Origin of the sequence: Aeromonas sp. R5-1, assembly GCF_040908265.1 — a bacterium.
GTDB lineage: Bacteria > Pseudomonadota > Gammaproteobacteria > Enterobacterales > Aeromonadaceae > Aeromonas > Aeromonas caviae.
This window is the reverse complement of the sequence record NZ_JBFODJ010000015.1, coordinates 22,424-40,883: the sequence shown is the minus strand read 5'-3', so window position 1 is coordinate 40,883 and position 18,460 is coordinate 22,424. Positions and strand designations below refer to the sequence as shown.

General features: G+C 60.3%; 22 protein-coding genes. 12 read left to right on the top strand and 10 right to left on the bottom strand.

Features of this window, described 5'->3' with window-relative positions; translation table 11 throughout:
* Position 1: 1 nt before the first annotated feature.
* From petA to zapE, 4 genes are all read right to left on the bottom strand, one after another.
* Entirely contained in the window at positions 2 to 592 is a 591-nt protein-coding gene (petA, locus tag AB5Y64_RS02690) for a ubiquinol-cytochrome c reductase iron-sulfur subunit (protein ID WP_010675854.1), read from the bottom strand.
* Positions 593 to 891: 299 nt separating this feature from the next.
* Positions 892 to 1,284 (bottom strand): 30S ribosomal protein S9, encoded by a 393-nt coding sequence (gene rpsI, locus AB5Y64_RS02685; RefSeq protein ID WP_005336286.1) that lies wholly within the window; start codon positions 1,282 to 1,284, stop codon positions 892 to 894.
* A 14-nt stretch (positions 1,285 to 1,298) separates the two neighbouring features.
* Positions 1,299 to 1,727: a 50S ribosomal protein L13 gene (gene rplM, locus AB5Y64_RS02680; RefSeq protein ID WP_005336289.1), complete on the bottom strand. Its 429-nt coding sequence runs from the start codon at positions 1,725 to 1,727 to the stop codon at positions 1,299 to 1,301.
* A 266-nt stretch (positions 1,728 to 1,993) separates the two neighbouring features.
* Complete coding sequence (zapE, locus tag AB5Y64_RS02675) at positions 1,994 to 3,088, bottom strand: cell division protein ZapE (protein ID WP_113978325.1); 1,095 nt, start codon at positions 3,086 to 3,088, stop codon at positions 1,994 to 1,996.
* A gap of 139 nt (positions 3,089 to 3,227) precedes the next feature.
* On the opposite strand from zapE, the gene AB5Y64_RS02670 reads away from it, so the two are divergent.
* From AB5Y64_RS02670 to AB5Y64_RS02615, 12 genes are all read left to right on the top strand, one after another.
* Entirely contained in the window at positions 3,228 to 3,608 is a 381-nt protein-coding gene (locus AB5Y64_RS02670; RefSeq protein ID WP_010675856.1) for a YhcB family protein, read from the top strand.
* 81 nt (positions 3,609 to 3,689) lie between these two features.
* Complete coding sequence (locus AB5Y64_RS02665; RefSeq protein ID WP_042015057.1) at positions 3,690 to 5,048, top strand: Do family serine endopeptidase; 1,359 nt, start codon at positions 3,690 to 3,692, stop codon at positions 5,046 to 5,048.
* Positions 5,049 to 5,137: 89 nt separating this feature from the next.
* Complete coding sequence (gene degS / locus AB5Y64_RS02660) at positions 5,138 to 6,265, top strand: outer membrane-stress sensor serine endopeptidase DegS (protein ID WP_161469869.1); 1,128 nt, start codon at positions 5,138 to 5,140, stop codon at positions 6,263 to 6,265.
* A 308-nt stretch (positions 6,266 to 6,573) separates the two neighbouring features.
* On the top strand, positions 6,574 to 6,936 hold the full coding sequence (locus tag AB5Y64_RS02655) for a transcriptional regulator (RefSeq protein ID WP_102949038.1): 363 nt from the start codon (positions 6,574 to 6,576) through the stop codon (positions 6,934 to 6,936).
* A complete protein-coding gene (locus AB5Y64_RS02650) occupies positions 6,937 to 7,302 on the top strand; it encodes an SFCGS family glycine-rich protein (RefSeq protein WP_049637185.1) in 366 nt (121 codons plus the stop codon).
* Positions 7,302 to 7,598 carry a DUF4312 family protein gene (locus tag AB5Y64_RS02645; RefSeq protein WP_049637184.1) on the top strand — a complete coding sequence of 99 codons (297 nt, stop codon included), beginning with the start codon at positions 7,302 to 7,304 and terminating at the stop codon, positions 7,596 to 7,598. Before AB5Y64_RS02650 ends, AB5Y64_RS02645 begins: the two co-directional genes overlap by 1 nt.
* 25 nt (positions 7,599 to 7,623) lie before the next feature.
* The gene (locus tag AB5Y64_RS02640) at positions 7,624 to 8,400 is read left to right on the top strand and encodes a DUF4311 domain-containing protein (RefSeq protein ID WP_201872168.1); all 777 of its coding nucleotides are present in this window, start codon (positions 7,624 to 7,626) and stop codon (positions 8,398 to 8,400) included.
* Positions 8,401 to 8,411: 11 nt separating this feature from the next.
* Positions 8,412 to 9,062: a DUF4310 family protein gene (locus AB5Y64_RS02635; RefSeq protein WP_041214029.1), complete on the top strand. Its 651-nt coding sequence runs from the start codon at positions 8,412 to 8,414 to the stop codon at positions 9,060 to 9,062.
* 201 nt (positions 9,063 to 9,263) lie between these two features.
* On the top strand, positions 9,264 to 10,403 hold the full coding sequence (locus AB5Y64_RS02630; RefSeq protein WP_201872166.1) for an amidohydrolase/deacetylase family metallohydrolase: 1,140 nt from the start codon (positions 9,264 to 9,266) through the stop codon (positions 10,401 to 10,403).
* The gene (locus tag AB5Y64_RS02625; RefSeq protein ID WP_201872164.1) at positions 10,387 to 11,502 is read left to right on the top strand and encodes a DgaE family pyridoxal phosphate-dependent ammonia lyase; all 1,116 of its coding nucleotides are present in this window, start codon (positions 10,387 to 10,389) and stop codon (positions 11,500 to 11,502) included. Before AB5Y64_RS02630 ends, AB5Y64_RS02625 begins: the two co-directional genes overlap by 17 nt.
* A complete protein-coding gene (locus AB5Y64_RS02620) occupies positions 11,502 to 12,242 on the top strand; it encodes a KDGP aldolase family protein (protein ID WP_171864964.1) in 741 nt (246 codons plus the stop codon). Before AB5Y64_RS02625 ends, AB5Y64_RS02620 begins: the two co-directional genes overlap by 1 nt.
* A 103-nt stretch (positions 12,243 to 12,345) precedes the next feature.
* The gene (locus tag AB5Y64_RS02615; RefSeq protein WP_368203221.1) at positions 12,346 to 14,250 is read left to right on the top strand and encodes a transcription antiterminator; all 1,905 of its coding nucleotides are present in this window, start codon (positions 12,346 to 12,348) and stop codon (positions 14,248 to 14,250) included.
* Positions 14,251 to 14,265: 15 nt separating this feature from the next.
* Here AB5Y64_RS02615 and npr read toward each other — a convergent pair whose 3' ends face one another.
* From npr to lptB, 6 genes are all read right to left on the bottom strand, one after another.
* Positions 14,266 to 14,538 (bottom strand): PTS phosphocarrier protein NPr, encoded by a 273-nt coding sequence (npr, locus tag AB5Y64_RS02610; RefSeq protein ID WP_010675868.1) that lies wholly within the window; start codon positions 14,536 to 14,538, stop codon positions 14,266 to 14,268.
* A 20-nt stretch (positions 14,539 to 14,558) separates the two neighbouring features.
* Positions 14,559 to 15,425, bottom strand: a complete 867-nt coding sequence (gene rapZ, locus AB5Y64_RS02605; RefSeq protein WP_010675869.1) for an RNase adapter RapZ — start codon at positions 15,423 to 15,425, stop codon at positions 14,559 to 14,561.
* A 40-nt stretch (positions 15,426 to 15,465) separates the two neighbouring features.
* Positions 15,466 to 15,912, bottom strand: a complete 447-nt coding sequence (gene ptsN / locus AB5Y64_RS02600; protein WP_010675870.1) for a PTS IIA-like nitrogen regulatory protein PtsN — start codon at positions 15,910 to 15,912, stop codon at positions 15,466 to 15,468.
* A 2-nt stretch (positions 15,913 to 15,914) separates the two neighbouring features.
* On the bottom strand, positions 15,915 to 16,202 hold the full coding sequence (gene hpf, locus AB5Y64_RS02595) for a ribosome hibernation promoting factor (RefSeq protein ID WP_005305957.1): 288 nt from the start codon (positions 16,200 to 16,202) through the stop codon (positions 15,915 to 15,917).
* A 20-nt stretch (positions 16,203 to 16,222) separates the two neighbouring features.
* Entirely contained in the window at positions 16,223 to 17,662 is a 1,440-nt protein-coding gene (locus AB5Y64_RS02590; RefSeq protein WP_113978266.1) for an RNA polymerase factor sigma-54, read from the bottom strand.
* A 65-nt stretch (positions 17,663 to 17,727) separates the two neighbouring features.
* A complete protein-coding gene (gene lptB / locus AB5Y64_RS02585; protein ID WP_010675872.1) occupies positions 17,728 to 18,453 on the bottom strand; it encodes an LPS export ABC transporter ATP-binding protein in 726 nt (241 codons plus the stop codon).
* Positions 18,454 to 18,460 lie beyond the last annotated feature (7 nt).

The following is an 18,460-nucleotide window of genomic DNA, read 5'->3' as shown; positions in this document are numbered from 1 at the left end:
GTCAGGCCTCCTTGCCATCGGCACCGACCAGAATGGTGGTGTCGCTAAGAAATTGGTATGGCGGAATGACCAGGTTCAGCGGTGCGGGGACGCCCTGGAACACTCGACCAGCCATGTCGAATTTGGAGCCATGGCAGGGGCAGAAGAAGCCGGAAGTTACCCCTTGAACCTGCTCGCCGAAGCTGTCGGGCAGATAGGAAGGGGAGCATCCCAGATGAGTGCAGATGCCAACGGCCACGAAGATTTCCGGTTTGATGGATCTGTAGCCATTGTGGGCATAGTCCGGTTGCTGTGGCTCGTCTGACGCAGGATCCCGCAGCTTGTCATCGTGTGCAGCCAGAGCATCCAGCGTCTGCTTGGTGCGCTTCACCACCCAGACCGGTTTACCACGCCACTCGACGCGGATTAGCTGACCCGGCTCCAGCTTGCTGATATCCACTTCAACCGGGGCGCCTGCCGCCTTGGCTTTGGCACTCGGATTCCATGACTTAATAAACGGCACTGCGGTAAAAGCAGCTCCTACACCGCCAACGGCAACCGTTGACCAGGTAAGAAATCTGCGGCGACCGGTATCAACTGGCGCATTGCTCATCCAAAAACTCTCCCATGTGGACTCCGCTCATTCTTATAGTGTCCCTGTTTACTTCTCCTCTCCCTCTGACAACTGCGATGGAAGCGGAGTGGCAATTGACACAGAAAGACCATGGAAATTTTAAAGAAAAGATAACAATTTGACAAGAAAGGGAGTCGATGGGCAAAAACAATAAATACACAATTTTTTGTCTTTTGTGACGTATGCTTAGCATTGTCACATGTAACATTACCAATAAAAAAAGCCTGGCAAATTGCCAGGCTTTTTTGACACTCCTGAGAGTGCGTACCAAAAGCGAATTAACGCTTGGAGTACTGCGGACGCTTACGCGCTTTGTGCAGACCGACTTTCTTACGCTCAACCTTACGGGCATCACGAGTAACAAAGCCAGCTTTACGCAGTTCGGAACGCAGGGTCTCGTCGTACTGCATCAGAGCACGAGTGATACCGTGGCGGATCGCACCAGCTTGACCGGAGATGCCACCACCGTTAACGGTGATGTACAGATCCAGTTTCTCGGTCATCTCGACCAGTTCCAGCGGCTGACGAACTACCATGCGGGCAGTCGGACGGCCGAAGTATTGCTCCAGGGAGCGCTGGTTGATTACGATTTTACCGCTACCCGCTTTGATGAATACGCGAGCAGTGGAGCTTTTGCGACGGCCGGTACCGTAGTATTGATTTTCTGCCATGTTGCCAGTTCCCGTTAGATATCCAGTACTTGAGGTTGCTGAGCAGCATGAGCGTGCTCTGCGCCTGCGTAAACTTTCAGCTTACGGAACATGGCACGGCCCAGCGGCCCCTTCGGCAGCATGCCCTTGACGGCAGCTTCGATTACCATTTCCGGCTTACGCTGAATCAGCTTGTCGAAGCTGATGGACTTGATACCACCCGGGAAACCGGAGTGAGCGTGGTACATTTTGTCGGTAAATTTCTTACCGGTTACGTGTACCTTCTCAGCGTTTACAACGATGATGTAGTCACCGGTGTCAACGTGCGGAGTGTACTCGGCTTTGTGCTTACCACGCAGACGAGCAGCGATCTCGGTTGCGATACGACCCAGAGTTTTACCTTCTGCGTCCACAATGTACCAGTCACGTTTTACGGTTTCTGGCTTGGCAACGAAAGTTTTCATTAAGTTAAACCCAATTACCTGTTACAGACCCAATTGCTTATGGGGGCTCTCCCACAAACAACAAACGATGGCCTACCTGTACCCCTTCGAATACAAGTAAAGCTTAAAGTGTTGCTGTCTTATCGACAGCTGTAACGTGGGCCGGGCGATTATAAGTGAAGTTGCCTTAAATATCACCTGCTAATTTCACTGCCATGAAGCTAGCAAATGTCGCCCGGCCCTACCTGCCGCAGATGCCCATCCGACTGGCAGGCGCGGTATTGTGACTAAGGAAGGTGCACTCTGGCAAGGTATTCGTGCGATTGCATCTCCTGAAGCCTTGAAAGGCAACGCTTGAATTCGAAATTCAGCAGGCCTTCGCCATAGAGCCCGGTCATGGGGACCGCCGCCGATATGATGAGCTTGACGTGCCGCTCATAAAACTCGTCCACCATGGCGATGAAGCGGCGGGCCGCGTCATCCGTGCCGCTGCCCATGGGTTGCACATTGGCCAGCAGGACGGTGTGGAACTCACGGGCCAGTTCGATGTAGTCGCCCTGGGAGCGTGGAGTACAGCACAGCTGTTCAAACTCCATATAAAGCACCCCTTCCCCCACGCCCAGTGCACTCAGTTGGCGATGGTTGACTTCCAGTGCGGCGGCAGTCACCGCCCCAGTCCCGGTCAACTGGCTGAAATAACGATCCAGGTTGCTCCTGGCCTGCTCATCCAGCGGGAAGTGATAGATCTCTGCCTGTTCCAGGGTTCGCAGCCGGTAATCGACACCGCCATCGACATTGATCACCTCGCAGTGACGCTCGATAAGCGCGATGGCAGGCAGGAAGCGAGCACGCTGCAACCCGTTGCGGTAGAGATCCTGAGGGGGGATGTTGGATGTGGCCACCAGCACTACGCCATGGCCAAAGAGTTCCTGGAACAGAGTGCCGAGCAGCATGGCATCCGTGATATCCGAGACGAAAAACTCGTCGAAACAGATGACGTCGGTCTCGTCGGTCAGCTTGCGGGCGATCAGCTTGAGCGGATCGGACTGACCGGTCAGCCCTCTGAGCTCGTCGTGCACACGGTGCATGAAACGGTGGAAGTGGATGCGCAGTTTGCGCTCCCCCGGCAGGCTCTCAAAAAAAGTATCCATCAGCCAGGTCTTGCCTCTGCCCACACCGCCCCACATATATAACCCCTGGACGGGGTCACGGGTTTTCGGCTTTTGCAGCCAACCCAGCAGGCCACGGGATCTGGTCGGAGTCGGGCTTGCGCACAGATCCTGATAGAGTCGCTCCAGGCGGGTGACTGCCATGGCCTGGGCCGGATCGGCCACAAAGCCGGGGCGCTGCAAATCCTGCTGATATTTTTGCTGCGGGGTCATCCTGTAAACCGCCTCCAAGTCCCTGAATGAGGGACAAAATGGTATCACGCTCTCGGGGGGCACGGTATAGTGCCAACGAGGCGTTGCGGTCCATCCGACCGCTTCAAATTCATCGTGTTAGCTGTAACAAGGAGCTTCTATGACTCTGTTTAACGGGATCCTGCTGGCGATCGCCGCCCTGATCATCGGCGTGCTGATCGGCCGCTTCTCTGTCCGTAGCCGGGATGCCGGACGCCTGGAACAGGAGCTGAAAAAAGCCCACAAGGAGCTGGAAAGCTACCAGGGGCAGATCACCACCCACTTCGCCGACAGCGCAGCCCTGATGGAGCAACTGGCCGAACAGTACCAGACCCTTTATCGCCATATGGCGGAACAGAGCAAGTTCCTGGCCAAGGTACAGGAACCACTGTTCCGCGAACCCGAAGTGGAAGAAACAGGCGATGCCGCCAACAGCGAGGAGCCGGGCCTTCCTCCCCGCGATTACGCCGGTGCGTCCGGCCTGCTCAAGCAGCCGGGCTGATCGTCGGTTGAACTAATTACGCTTTATCGTGGTCAGACCTTGACGATTGCACTGCAACTTTTTCTGGGAGCTGTTTCTCATATGCGTAAATCTCTTTCTGTATTCAGTGTCTTAGCCCTCAGTGTCGGTATCGCCATGTCCTCAGCACCGGCGCAGGCCGCACTGCCCCTGATGGCGAACAACCAGGAGATGCCGAGCCTGGCCCCCGTCCTCGAGCAGGTGACCCCTGCCGTGGTCAACATCTCCGTCTCTGGCAAGAAGATCACCCGCCAGCGCCTGCCGGAACAATTCCGCTTCTTCTTCGGCCCCAACATGCCTGACGAGCAGGTGAGCGAGCAGCCCTTCCAGGCGCTTGGTTCCGGCGTCATCATCGATGCCAAGAAAGGCTACGTGATCACCAACGCCCACGTGGTCCACGAGGCGGACGAAATCAAGGTCAACCTGAAGGATGGCCGTGAGTATGCAGCCAAGAAAATAGGGGAAGACAAACAGTCGGATATCGCCCTGCTGCAAATCAAGGCCGAGGATCTGGTGCAGATCAAGTTCGCCGACTCCGACGAGCTGAGAGTCGGTGACTACGCGCTGGCCATCGGCAACCCGTTCGGCCTGGGCCAGACCGTCACCTCCGGCATTGTCAGCGCCCTGGGTCGCAGCGGCCTCAACATCGAAAATCTGGAGAACTTCATCCAGACCGATGCGGCCATCAACTCCGGCAACTCGGGCGGCGCCCTGCTCAACCTGCGCGGGGAGCTGATCGGCATCAACACCGCCATCCTGGGCCCCAACGGCGGCAACATCGGCATCGGCTTTGCCATCCCGTCCAACATGGTGCGCGATCTCTCCGAGCAGATCGTGAAATACGGCGAAGTGCGCCGTGGCCAGCTGGGGATTACCGGCACCGAGCTCACCAGCGAAATCGCCAAGACCTTCGGCTACAACAAGAAGGACGGTGCCTTCGTCAACCAGGTCATGCCTGACTCCGCTGCCGCCAAGGCAGGCATCAAGGCAGGCGACATCATCATCAGCATCGATGGCAAGCCCATCCGCTCCTTCGGCGAGCTGCGTGCCAAAATCGCCACCATGGGGGCCGACAAGCAGGTCTCGCTCGGCCTCATCCGTGACGGCAAGGAGCAGACCGTCAAGGTCACCCTGAAGAAAGCGGATGACAGCGAGATCCTGGCCAGCGCCCTGCATCCGGCACTGGAAGGGGCCAAGCTGAGCACCACCACGGACCCCGTGACCGGCGTGGCCGTCTCCGACATCGATCCCCGCTCACCGGCAGCCGCCTCCGGCCTGCAAAAGGGCGACATCATCATCGGGGTCAACCGCCAGCGCATCAACTCCATGGGTGAACTGACCAAGGTGTTGAAAAACAAGCCGGAAGTCCTGGCGCTGAACATCCAGCGCGGTGACTCCTCGCTCTATTTGGTGATCCGTTAAGCCCCTCACACCCGCGGCAACCGCCGCGGGTGATTTTTATCCATCGATAATGTTATTCTCTGCCCGCAGCCTGTACGGACGAGAAAGACATGAAAATCCCACCTCTGATCAGCTACTTGGGCAAGTCCGTCGGCTTTGGCCTCGCCATGGCTGCGCTTTTGTTGCTGGTGTTTCCCAATTTTCGCGGCGGCGCCCCCCTGCCGGGCCTCATCACCAATGCCCGCGAGCTGAGCTTCTCCTACGCGGCCCATCGTGCCGGCCCTGCCGTCGTCAACATCTACACCCGCAGCTTCGCCGGCAATCGCGGTGAAAAAGCCGAACTCAGACCCCAGGGGCTGGGGTCCGGCGTCATCATGAACCAGCGCGGTCACGTGCTCACCAACTATCACGTCATCGCCGATGCGGACCAGATCATCGTCGCCCTGCAAGATGGTCGGGTATTCAGTGCAGAGCTGGTCGGCACCGACAAACTGACCGATCTGGCGGTGCTCTACATCGAATCGGACAACCTGCCGGTGATCCCTCAGGACCCGGATCGTCTGCCGGACGTGGGAGACGTGGTGCTCGCCATCGGCAACCCCTACAACGTCGGCCAGACCATCACCCAGGGCATCATCAGCGCCACCGGGCGTATCGGCCTCTCCAGCATGGGGCCGGACAGCAATGGCAGACAGGATCTGCTGCAGACCGATGCCGCCATCAACGAGGGCAACTCCGGAGGCGCCCTGGTCAATGGCCGTGGCGATCTGGTAGGTATCAATACCGCCGCCTACCACCTCAACGGCAATCAGGAGAGCTATGGCATCAGTTTTGCCATCCCCTACAAGCTGGCCAAGCGCATCATGGACGAGCTGATCGCCAACGGCCGGGTCATCCGCGGCTACCTCGGCATCTCCAGCGTCGAGATCAATCCCATCGTCGCGCGCATGCTGAACCTGGGGGACTTGCAGGGGTTGGTGGTGGAGAGCCTGGATCCCAATGGCCCAGCCACCAAGGCCGGTCTCAAACGTGGGGATGTGCTGCTCAAGATCAACGGAGAGGCCATCACCGGCGTGCGTCCCGTCATGGACAAGATCGTCGAGAGCCGCCCCGGCACCAAGCTCACCATCTCGGTGATCCGCAACGGCAAGCCGCTGGACGTCGATGTCATCATCGAAGAGGACCTGCGCTACCAGAATCAGACCCTGCCGACCAGCAGTGCGGCACCCACCACCTGAGGGGCGGATCCTCGCGGGGCCCGACAGGGCCCTTTTTTGTGCCCGCTTTCCTCCGGCGCCCACCTGTGCGTGAGACAGCTCACACATTGCGCCAATGAGCAATCGGGCGAAGGCGCCGTCAAAACGCGCCATCGATCACACTCCCTTGCCGCCAGTTCGCTCCTTTCCTCTTCCTGAACGCCAAAAGGGCTTCTTTTGATGCCTTTCCCTCCGGATTTCCACTTCGAATCGGAAAAAACCTGCCTCCTCCCGCACTCTCCTCCGCTTTATGGTGATCCCATCCTTTCTGCCAGCCTGGAGAGCAGACCTTGAACACCGACACCCATGACGCCCCCCTGACCCCGGACAGCCCGGCACTGCTGCGCAAGACCGACCTGACCCTGGCCCGCATTCACAACCTGCTGGCGGATCAGGGCATACGCCCCAACGACGTGCAGCAGCAGATGCTGGCCTCCCACGTCAAGGCCATGGTGTGGCGCTCCTACAGCGGGGGATCCCTGCCGGAGGTCGACCTCAGCCTGTTCGAGGAGATCTCCCCCCTCTCCCTGCGCCTGGCAGAGCAGGTCGTTGCCTGGCTCGACCGCCTCGCCTACGAGGAGGCGCACCTCTTGTCCGTCCATTTTGAAGTGGCCAAAGAAAACGAACTCAGCTCAGTAAAAGGAGAAAGCTAAATGACTGCCATCAAACTCGTGATTGGAGATCGTCTCGGCAAGGGTCAGAAAGTGGGGGCAGGCGCAGAAGCCGCCGGCGCCACCGTGACCGTCATCCCCGGCATGGCCGCCGACATGAAGCTCGGTGATGTGATGAACAAGGAGCAGGCCGACCTTGGCATCTCCTTCTGCGGCAGCGGTGGCGCGGGCGCCATCACGGCCCAGACCAAGTACGGCTACAAGTGCCGCTACGGCATGCGATCCATCGAAGAGGGTGTCACCGCCATCAACGAGGGGTGCGTGGTACTGGGCTTCGGCTTCATGGACAAGGAAGAGCTGGGCCAGAAGCTGATCGAAGCCTTCGCCAAGAAACACGGGCGCACCTGATGAAAGAACACTTCACCACCCGGATCACGGTCAACGGCAAGGGGGCGACTCGCCAGCAGGCGTTCGCTGCCGCCCTCAGCCAGGTGCAACCCAGCCTGCTCAAGGAGAGCCCCAAGGTGATGCTGCGCATCGAACCCCTCGAGGTCGAGGTGCTCGAGGCCGAGGAGTCGGTACGGGTGGAGAAGTTCCTGTTCTTCTTCCTGCCACGCCAGCGCCACGAGTTCCGGGTCCGGCTGGCGATCACCGTCAAGGTCATCAGCCTGGATGTCGACAAAGTGGATTTCACCCGGGCCTGACCCCACAACCAAAAGGACAAGTTGGATGTTTCTAATCATTTTGATGAAGTCACTCATCATCGGCGGCCTGGTAGGCGTCGGGGTGGGAGCTGGCGCGGCGCGGATGTTCCACGCCCCGACCGTGCAGGGGATGGGCGCGTTCCGTACCCTGGGCGAGCTCAACTCCTGCGAAGGGGACCCCGCATCCCACTTCTCGTTCGGTCTGGGCTTCTTCTTCAACGCCTGGGCCTCCACGGTCGCGGCCGGCGCCTTCACTCAGGACGTGGATCACCGCATCCTGCCGAACTGGGGTGCTGCGGCCCTGATGATCAAGAACCGGGATCTCGCCACCACCCTCCATGATCCCAAAAAGATGGCCATCGCCTGCGGCATCATTGGTGCCATCGTGGTCGCCTTCCTCAACAGCACGGCCGCCGCCGTACCTGCCGCCCTGCAGGTGACCGCGGTCAAGGTGCTGGTGCCCTCCGCCAACCTGCTGGTCAACACCGTCATGCCGGTGATCTTCTGGCTGGCCGCCATCGAGGCAGGCAAGAAGTCCGGCTTCTGGGCCACCATCTTCGGCGGTCTGGCCCAGCTCATCATGGGCAACGCGGTACCAGGCCTGGTGCTTGGCATCCTGATCGGCAAGGGGGTGGAAGAGAGCGGCTGGAACCACGTCACCAAGGTGATGATGAGTGCCATCGTCCTGCTGTTCGTGCTGAGCGGCTTCTTCCGCGGCTTTGACATGAAACTCATTGAATCCTTCCACCTGGGCGTTCCCCTGTGGCTGGAAAACGTCCACAACCTCATGAGCGGAAAATAAGGAAGCACACCATGGATGAGAAACTGAGAAACAACTTCTGGTATGCCGACTGGTCCTTCCCCATCTTTGTCGGTCTGCTCTCTTCCGGCGTCTTCGCCGGTACCCACATGTTCTACCTCTACGGGGTCGGCGCCTTCAACGAGGTGGCCTTCGTTGCCATGCTCAAGGCCGGCATGGACACGGGGGCCTATGGTGCAGTCGCCGCCTTCGGTGCCAGCTTCCTGTTCGCCCGCATCATCGAGGGCTCCCTGGTGGGGATCCTCGACATCGGCGGCGCCATCCAGACCGGAGTCGGCCTCGGGGTGCCCGCCCTGCTACTGGGGGCCGGTATCATCTATCCGGTGGAAAACTTCACCGCTTCCCTGATCACCGGCATGGGGATTGGGATGGCCATCGGCTACGTGATCATCCTGGCGCGCAAGTTCACCATCAACCAAAGCAACTCCACCTACGGGGCGGACGTCATGATGGGGGCTGGCAACAGCTCCGGCCGCTTCCTCGGTCCCCTCATCATCCTCTCCGCCATGGGCGCCTCCATTCCCATCGGGATAGGCTCCCTGCTGGGTGCGCTGCTGTTCTACATCTGGGAAAAGCCCATCACGGGGGGCGCCATCCTGGGGGCCATGCTGTTCGGGACCTTCTTCCCCATCGCCCTGGCTTAATCCAAGGCCGTCTCTTGGGCGGCATTCAAGAACCTGTTTGCGCTCTGTCGCGAAAGGTCGTCAGCAAGGTGAAGAGCAGCGCAGGGGCCGGAGCGTATGGATAGACGTGAGAACTCTTGGTTACAAATACGCGCACAGCACATGAGCCTTGGAAGCGGCCTCACAGTAAGAGCGCAAGCAGGTTCCAAGAGGGATATCAGCATGTACGACATGATCATCAGGGCGGGACGCCTGGGAAACGGGCAGCTCGTCGACATCGCCATCAAGCATGGCAAGATAGCGGCGCTGGGTTCGCTGCCAGAAAGCTCGGAGACGAAGCAAACCCTCACTCTGGGTGGGCAGGTCCATGTGAGCGCCGGCTGGATTGACGGCCACACCCACTGCTACCCCGCCTCCCCCATCTATCACGATGAGCCGGACAAGGTGGGCGTGGAATCCGGCGTCACCACCGTCATCGACGCCGGCAGCACCGGAGCCGACGATGTGGACGACTTCCAGCGTCTCGCCGCCACCTGCAAGACCCGGGTGCATGCCCTGCTCAACATCTCCCGCATCGGTCTGCTGCGTCAGAACGAGCTGGCGGATCCGGCAGACATCGATCCCGCCCTCGCCCAGGCGGCCATCCGGCGCCATCCCGGCTTCATCGTCGGCATCAAGGCGCGCATGAGCGGCAGCGTGGTGGGTGAAAGCGGTCTGCAACCCCTGCGCATGGCCAAGCAGATCCAGCAGGCCAATGGCAACCTGCCACTGATGGTGCACGTGGGCAACACGCCGCCGGATCTGGACGAGATCGTCGCCCTGCTGGGGGAGGGCGATCTGCTGACCCACTGCTTCAACGGCAAGCCCAACCGCATCCTGACCCCTGCGGGTGAACTGCGCCAGGCGGTGCGTGAGGCGATGCGGCGGGGACTCTTGCTCGACATCGGCCATGGCGGTGCCAGCTTCAGCTTCGAGGTGGCAGAGCTGGCCATTGCCCAGGGCATCCTGCCCCACACCATCAGTTCAGACATCTACTGCAAGAACCGCATCAAGGGGCCCGTCTACAGCCTTGCCCACGTGATGTCGAAGTTCTTCGCCATCGGCATGACCCTGGAGCAGGTACTCGCCTGCGTCACTCACCAGGCCGCCGATGCCCTGCGCCTGCCCGGTAAGGGGCGACTCGAGGTGGGCGCCGATGCAGACATCACCCTGTTCGAGGTGAGCTGCGGCCCCACTCTCTTTACCGATACCGAGGCCGGCACCCGCAACGGTGATCGGCAACTGCTCCCTCTCGCCGCCCTGGTGGGCGGCGCACTGGTTCTGACTCACTACGGGAAATCACACCATGCCTTCTGTGTATGAGAAATACCGGCTCAAACCGGTGATCAACGCCTCCGGGCGCATGACCATCCTCGGCGTATCCACCCCCGAGCAGGAGGTGGTCGATGCGGTCAACTTCGGCCTCGGCCACTACTTCGAGGTGAAGGATCTGGTCAACAAGACCGGCGCCTACCTGGCCGATCTGCTGGGCGTTGAAGATGCGGTGGTGGTCTCCTGCGCCAGCGCCGGCATCGCCCAGTCGGTGGCCGCCGTGATAGTGCGCGGCGACCCCTATCGCCTCGAGCAGTTGCATGCTCATGCCCACGACGTGCCGAGCGACATCGTGCTGCCCAAGGGCCACAACGTGAACTTTGGTGCCCCCGTCGGCACCATGGTCAACCTGGGGGGCGGCAGGGTGGTGGAGGCAGGCTACGCCAACGAGTGCACACCCGCCCAGCTGGCCGCCGCCATCCATGCCAATACCGCCGCCATCCTCTACATCAAGTCCCACCACTGCGTGCAGAAGAGCATTCTGTCGGTGACCGAGGCGGCCGAGGTGGCCAAGGCCCACGGGATCCCGCTCATCGTCGATGCAGCGGCCGAAGAGGATCTGCGTCTCTACTACAACCAGGGTGCAGATCTGGTCATCTACAGCGGCGCCAAGGCCATCGAAGGGCCCACCAGCGGCCTGGTGCTCGGCAGGCGTCAGTATGTTGAGTGGGTCAAGCAGCAGGCCAACGGCATCGGCCGTGCCATGAAGGTGGGCAAGGAGGGGATCCTCGGCCTGACCCACGCCATCGAGCGCTACCTGGCCAAAGAGAAGGAGAGCGGCACCGCCATGGTCGCCAAGATGACCCCCTTCATCGAGCGCCTCAACCAGCTGCCCGGCGTCAGCGCCAAGGTGGTGTGGGACAGCGCGGGGCGCGACATCGCCCGCACCGACATCGCCTTCGACCACCAGCAGATCGGCATGACCAGGGTGGAAGTGGTCTCCCGTCTGCAACAGGGTACCCCCGCCATCTACTGCCGCGGCTACAAGGCCAACGAGGGGCATATCGAGATAGACGTGCGCAGCGTCACCCTGCCCCAGCTCGACCAGATCCACTCCGCCATTGCCCACCTCGCTCAGGAGAACAACTGATGTCTCTTACCCCCAATTACTACCGCGATCGGGTCTGCCTCAACGTGCTGGCAGGTTCCAAAGAGAATGCCGTCGACATTTATGAGGCTTCCGAGGGCCACGTCCTGGTCGGTGTGCTCTCCAAGAACTACCCGGACATTCCCTCTGCCGTCGCCGACATGCAGGCCTACGCCAAGCTTATCGACAACGCCCTCTCCATCGGGCTGGGAGCAGGTGATCCGCGCCAGTCCGCCATGGTGGCCGAGCTGGCCCGCCAGTTGCAGCCTCAGCATGTCAATCAGGTGTTCACCGGGGTCGGGGCCAGCCGGGCGCTGCTCGGTCAAGCTGACACCCTCGTCAATGGCCTTGTCTCCCCCACCGGCATCCCCGGCATGGTGAAGATCTCCACTGGCCCCCTCAGCGCACAGCAGGCTGACGGCATCGTCCCCATCGACACCGCCATTGCCCTGCTCAAGGACATGGGCGGCAGCTCGGTCAAGTTCTTCCCCATGGGGGGACTCGCCTGCCGCACCGAGTATCAGGCAGTGGCCGAGGCCTGTGCCCGACACGGCTTCTGGCTGGAGCCCACCGGCGGCATCGATCTTGAGAACTTCGAGGAGATAGTGCGGATCGCGCTGGAGGCAGGAGTCGAGAAGGTGATCCCCCATGTCTACAGCTCCATCATCGACAGCGAGAGCAGCCAGACCCGGCCGGAGGATGTGCGTACCCTCCTCGCCATGGTGAAGGCACTGCTGGCATAGCAACCCCACAGGCACCGGTCCGATCACTGGGCGGTGCCTGGCTTGTTAATGACCCCCTTGTTAACATCGACCCACCATGCGCGACAGGAGTCCTCACCCCCTCATGACCAAGCTGCCCCACCCCAGACTCCAGCAACTGCTCGCCCTGCTTCACGCCGAGCCTCTGCCACAGGAGGAGCTGGCCCGCCGTCTCAATGTTTCCACCCGCACGGTGCGTACCGACGTGGCGACCCTGAACGAGCTCATTGCCACCCGGGGCGCCCACCTGATCCATCAGCGGGGCAGCGGTTACCAGCTCAAGATCTACAATCAGGGACTGTTCGATGCGCTGCTGGTCGCCCAGGGGCAGGAGAGCCCTCTGCCTCGCACCAGCCGCGAGCGGGTGCTGCACCTCCAGGTCTTGCTGCTGACGGCGGAACAGGGGATCAAACTCGACGAGCTGGCGGACACCTGGTATCTCAGCCGGGCGGCTTTGCAAGGGGACATGACGGAGGTGCGGGAGCGGCTCGCCCACTTCGGGCTCACCATCGACAGCAAACCCAGAGTGGGGATGCGCATTGCGGGAAGCGAGATGGCGATCCGCGCCTGCCTCACCCAACTGCTCTGCCAGGAGCTGCTGCACCAGCATCCGCTCCAGAGCCTGTTGCCCACCCTCTGCCCCAGCAAGACGCTGGAGGTAGTGGGCAACCACATTCACGAGCAACTCGGTCGCCATCAGCTGCGCCTGGCCGACGAGAGCCTGCAGCAAGTCACCGTCTACTGTGCCGTCGCCCTGCTTCGCCAGGCGTCTGGCCACGAGTTGCGCCAGTTTGCCAGCGACGACATCACCCCGCCCCTGGCAGTGGTGGCCCGCGACATCTATGCCGAGCTGCCAACCCTGACGTCACCGGGGCAGGAAGAGATCGCCTGTCTCGCCATCCAGATCCAGGCTCGCCTCACTGCAGAGACGCCCCTGCTCAGCCCGGCCATGGCGGCCGAGAGCGAGCAGCTGACTACGCACCTGCTGGGTTACATCCACCACCACTACCCCTATGACCTGCGCGGCGACCCGCAATTGCGAGCCGACCTGCAGACCCATATCGGCGCCATGCTGCTGCGGGTCAAATACCAGATTGGCAGCCACAATCCCCTGGCGGACCACATCAAGCAGTATTACCCCCTCGCCTACGACATCACCCTGGCGGCCATCTCTGAGTGGATCAGGCAGACCCCCTACCGATTGACCCACCACGAGATCGGCTACCTGGTGATCCACATCGGAGTCGGCCTGGAGCGCCACTACGACATCGGTTACACCCGGCGCCCCCAGGCGCTGCTGCTGTGCGATGCGGGCAACGCCACCTTCCGGGTGCTGGAAGCACGCATCCGGCGGGAATACCCCCAACTGCAGCTGACCACGCTGGAGTCGGTGCGGGACTATGAGGGACTGGTGCGAGTCGAGCAGGATTTCGTCATCAGCACCCTCAAGGTGAGCGAGAAGAATGCTCCCGTGGTACAGGTCTCCCCCTTCCCGACCCAATACCAGCTGGAGCAGCTCGGCAAGCTGGTGCTCGTCGATCGCACCCGTCCCTATCTGCTCGACAAGTATTTCGATGCCGACCACTTCATGGTGCTTGATGAACCCATCAGCCAGGGGATGCTGTTTGATCGCATCTGCAGCCAGCTTGAGGCGGAGGATCTGGTGCAGAGCGGATTCCGGGGATCCTTGCAGGAGCGGGAGCGGATCGTCTCCACCCTGCTGGGGGACGGCATCGCTCTGCCCCACTCCCTCGGCCTGCTGGCGCGCCGCACCCTGGTCTATACCGTGCTGGCCCCCCAGGGGATCGATTGGGGAAACGGCGAGAGCGCTACCCTCATCTTCGTGCTGGCCATCGCCAAGGCGGATTATGAGGAAGCCATGGGACTTTATGATCTGTTTCTGGCACTGATGAACGAAAAAGCCAGCAGAAGTCTGCTGGCTTGTCGGGATTTTGCCGCTTTCAAGGCGCTGGCTCGCAGCGCACCTTGAGCACGCCGAGGCGTATTACTCCTCATTGAAGCCCGAGGTGAACAGCGCCACCACGGCGGCCAGGGCCTCCACCTCTTCGGGGCCCTCCACCTGCACCTCCACCTGTTTGCCCTGGGCGGAGTCCAACATCAGCAGGCCGATCACGCTGTCCGCGTCGGCCTCGACTCCCTCTTCGTTGCGCAGCAGCACGTGGGCATCGAACCCCTGCACCAGCTCGAACAGCATCATGGCCGGTCGGGCGTGAATGCCTAACTTGTTTTTGACTTCTACCGAGGCGGAAACGGTCATCTGAGCATCCTGTGGATCTGTCAGGCGGGGTTTGAACGCTTGTCCAACGTGCGATGGCGGATCTGCACGTTCTTGCCAAGCAACCGGAATGCGCTGGCCAGCCGCTCGGCGATGAACACCGAGCGGTGTTGTCCGCCGGTACAGCCAATCCCGACGGTCACATAGCTGCGATTGTTGCGCTCCAGGTGGGGCAACCAGGTCCCCAGCATATTCTCGATCTGCTGGATGAACAGCATGACATCCGGCTGGCTGGAGAGGTAGTTGGCCACGGGCTCATCCTTTCCGGTGAAGGGCTTGAGCTCCGGGATCCAGTGCGGGTTGGGCAGGAAACGGGCGTCGAACACGAAGTCCGCATCCTTGGGAATGCCGTACTTGAAACCGAACGACTCGAACACCAGCACCAGCTCGTTCTCTTTCTTGCCGAGCACCCGGGTTTTGATGAGCTCGCTGAGATCGTGGATGCTGAGGTTGGTGGTGTCGATGCGCAGGTCGGCGGTCGAGGAGAGTGGTGCCAGCAGGTGGGTCTCTTCCCGGATCGCCTCGTCCAGCGAAAGCTTGTTGCGGGACAGAGGGTGCAGACGGCGGCTCTCACCGTAGCGTTTGAGCAGGGTCGCGTTGTCCGCATCGAAGAAGAAGCTCGAAAACTTGACTCGCCCCTCGTTGCGCACCTGGCTCAGCAGGTTCTCCAGCCTGTCTGCCTGGGCAGGCAGGTTGCGCACATCGATGCTGACCGCCAGCTTGTCATACTGGCTCTCCACCGACACGATCAACTGGGGCAGCAGGTTGACCGGCAGGTTGTCCACGCAGTAGTACCCGAGATCCTCGAGCACCCTCAGGGCCACCGTCTTGCCGGAGCCCGAACGACCGCTTACTACTATTAACTGCATCTTGTCCCCTCACGCCAACGTGGCTGTGTCAGACCCGGCCTCAGGCCGACGTCATGATCTGATAGAGTTCTTCGTCGCTGGTCGCCTGGCGCAACTGGCGGCAGACGGCCTTGTCACCCAGTTTGGATGCCATCAGGGAAAGAGTCTTGAGGTGCTGCTTGCACTCGCTTTCCGGCACCAGCAATGCAAAGAGCAGGTCAACCGGTTGATTGTCGATAGAATCGAAAGGGATGGGCTCGGAGAAGGTCATCAACACGGCGGTCGGCGCGAAGGCGTCGTCAATCCGGCCGTGGGGGATGGCGATACCGGCTCCGATCCCGGTACTGCCCATCTTTTCTCGCGCCAGCAGGCTTTCAAACAGGACCTGGCGGGAAGCGCCGAGGCGCTCTGCGGCCAGTTCACTGATGATCTCGAGCGCGCGTTTCTTGCTGGTACAAGGGACCGCACTCTTGGTGCAGTCCCGACTCAGTATGTGTTCAAGTTGCATAGTTATTTTTGATTTAACTTATCTTTGTGCTTGATGATCTGCCGATCCAGTTTATCCAGCAGGGTATCAATCGCCGCATACATGTCGGCATGCTGCGAATTGGCGAACACCTCTCCCCCGCTGACATGCAGCTTGGCTTCGGCGATCTGGTTCAGTTTTTCGACGCTCAACACCACGTGTACGTTGTTGATATGGTCAAAGTGACGCTCGAGTTTGGCAAATTTGTTGTTCACATAATCACGCAGAGCTTCGGTAATCTCGACATGGTGTCCGGTCAGGTTAATTTGCATAACGTCTTCCTTTTGTTTGCCTAAACCAGGCGTTTGCGCTGATTGGATGGCGGGATCAACAAGGATTCACGGTACTTTGCGATCGTGCGTCTCGCCACCATAATACCCTGTTCGGCCAGCAAATCCGCGATCTTGCTATCACTAAGCGGCTTGGCGGGGTTTTCCGCCGTCACCAGCTTCTTGATCAGGGCGCGAATAGCGGTCGATGAGCACTCTCCTCCTCCCTCCGTATTGACGTGACTGGAGAAAAAAAACTTCAGTTCAAAAATGCCGCGGGGCGTATGCATGTACTTCTGGGTCGTGACCCGTGAAATGGTCGACTCATGCATCTCCACCGCTTCCGCGATGTCGTTGAGTACCATGGGTTTCATGGCCTCTTCGCCGTACTCGAAAAAGCCCTGCTGCTGCTCGACGATGCAGCTGGCCACCTTGAGCAGGGTGTCGTTACGACTCTCCAGGCTCTTGATGAACCACTTGGCCTCCTGCAAATGAGAACGGATGAACTGGGTATCCGTGCTGCTGCGGGCATTGCGCGCCATGGCCGCATAGGCCTCGTTGACACGGATGCGCGGAGCAGAATCCGGATTGAGTTCAACCACCCACTTGCTGCCCTTCTTGACCACGGACACATCCGGGATCACGTACTGGGATTCACTCTGGATGATGCCGTTGCCGGGTCTGGGCTCCAGTTGCTGGATAAGATCCAGCACCTCCTTGAGATCGCTCTCCTTGAGGCGGGTCTTGCGAGCCAGGGTGCGGTAGTCGCGATTGCCGAGCAGGTCCATGTGTTCGCGGATCACCTCTCTGGCTTCCTCGAGCCAGGGCAGGTCCGGCGAATACTGGCCGAGCTGGATCAGCAGACACTCTTGCACCGAACGGGCGGCGATGCCGACCGGATCGAAATGCTGCACCCGCTTGAGCACGGCTTCGATCTCATCCAGTTCGACTTCTACCTCCTCGCTGCTGACTGCAGCCTGAATATCCTCGAGGGTGGCAGTCAGATACCCGGATTCGTCGATGGCATCGATGATGGCAAGCGCGATGGCAGCATCCACATCACTGAACGGGGTGAGCCGCATCTGCCACAGCAGGTAGTCCTGCAGGTTCTCGGTGGTCTCCCCCTGATAGACGCTGTCTTCCCCGTCATGGATGGGGCCTGCACTCTGAGCTGTACCGGCCGAGTAGACCTCGTCCCAGGTGGTGTCCACCGGCAGTTCATCCGGCATGCTCTCCTGGGCCATGGCATCGCTGGAGTCGAGTTGACTGGCGTCCTGTGTCTCTGCCTGACTGGTTTCCTGCGCCTCGTTCTCCTCTTGCTCCAGCAAAGGGTTGTTGTCGAGCGCTTGCTGAATTTCCTGCTGGAGTTCCAGGGTGGAGAGCTGGAGCAGACGAATCGCTTGTTGTAATTGTGGCGTCATGGTCAGGGACTGACCGAGACGCAACTGTAATGTCGGCTTCATCTACGTCGGGATATCCTTATGTTCAGCGAGGCAGTCACCTAACAAAAATGAGGGGTGCCCCCTTACTATAGACTGAATTGATCGCCCAAATAGACGCGCTTGACCTGCTCATCGGCGAGGATATCGGCCGGCGCGCCCTCGGCAATCATCTTGCCGTGGCTGACGATGTAGGCCTTCTCGCACACATCCAGCGTCTCTCTGACGTTGTGGTCCGTAATCAGCACACCCAACCCGCGCTCTTTCAGATGCTGGATGATCTTTTTGATATCGATGACTGAAATAGGATCAACACCTGCGAAAGGCTCATCGAGCAGAATAAATCTCGGTTCTGCCGCCAGCGCCCGGGCGATTTCCACCCGGCGCCGCTCCCCACCCGAGAGGCTCTGGCCCAGGCTGTCGCGGATATGGGTGATATTGAACTCTTCCAGCAACTGTTCGACCTTATCCTCCCGCTCTTCGCGGCTCAACCCCTTGCGGGTCTGCATGACCCCCATCAAGTTGTCGAACACCGACAGGCGCCGGAAGATGGAGGCCTCCTGAGGCAGATAGCCGATGCCATTGCGGGCACGGATATGCATGGGCTGCAGGCTGATGTCCTGCTCGTCGATGGTGATGAGGCCGGCATCTCGCTGCACCAGGCCCACGATCATGTAGAAGGAGGTCGTCTTGCCCGCACCGTTCGGGCCGAGCAGGCCCACGATCTGGCCCGTTCCCACCTCCAGGCTCACATCGCTGACCACCATGCGGCGCTTGTAGCTCTTTTGCAGACCCGTTGCTTTTAACACTGCCATGGCTGTT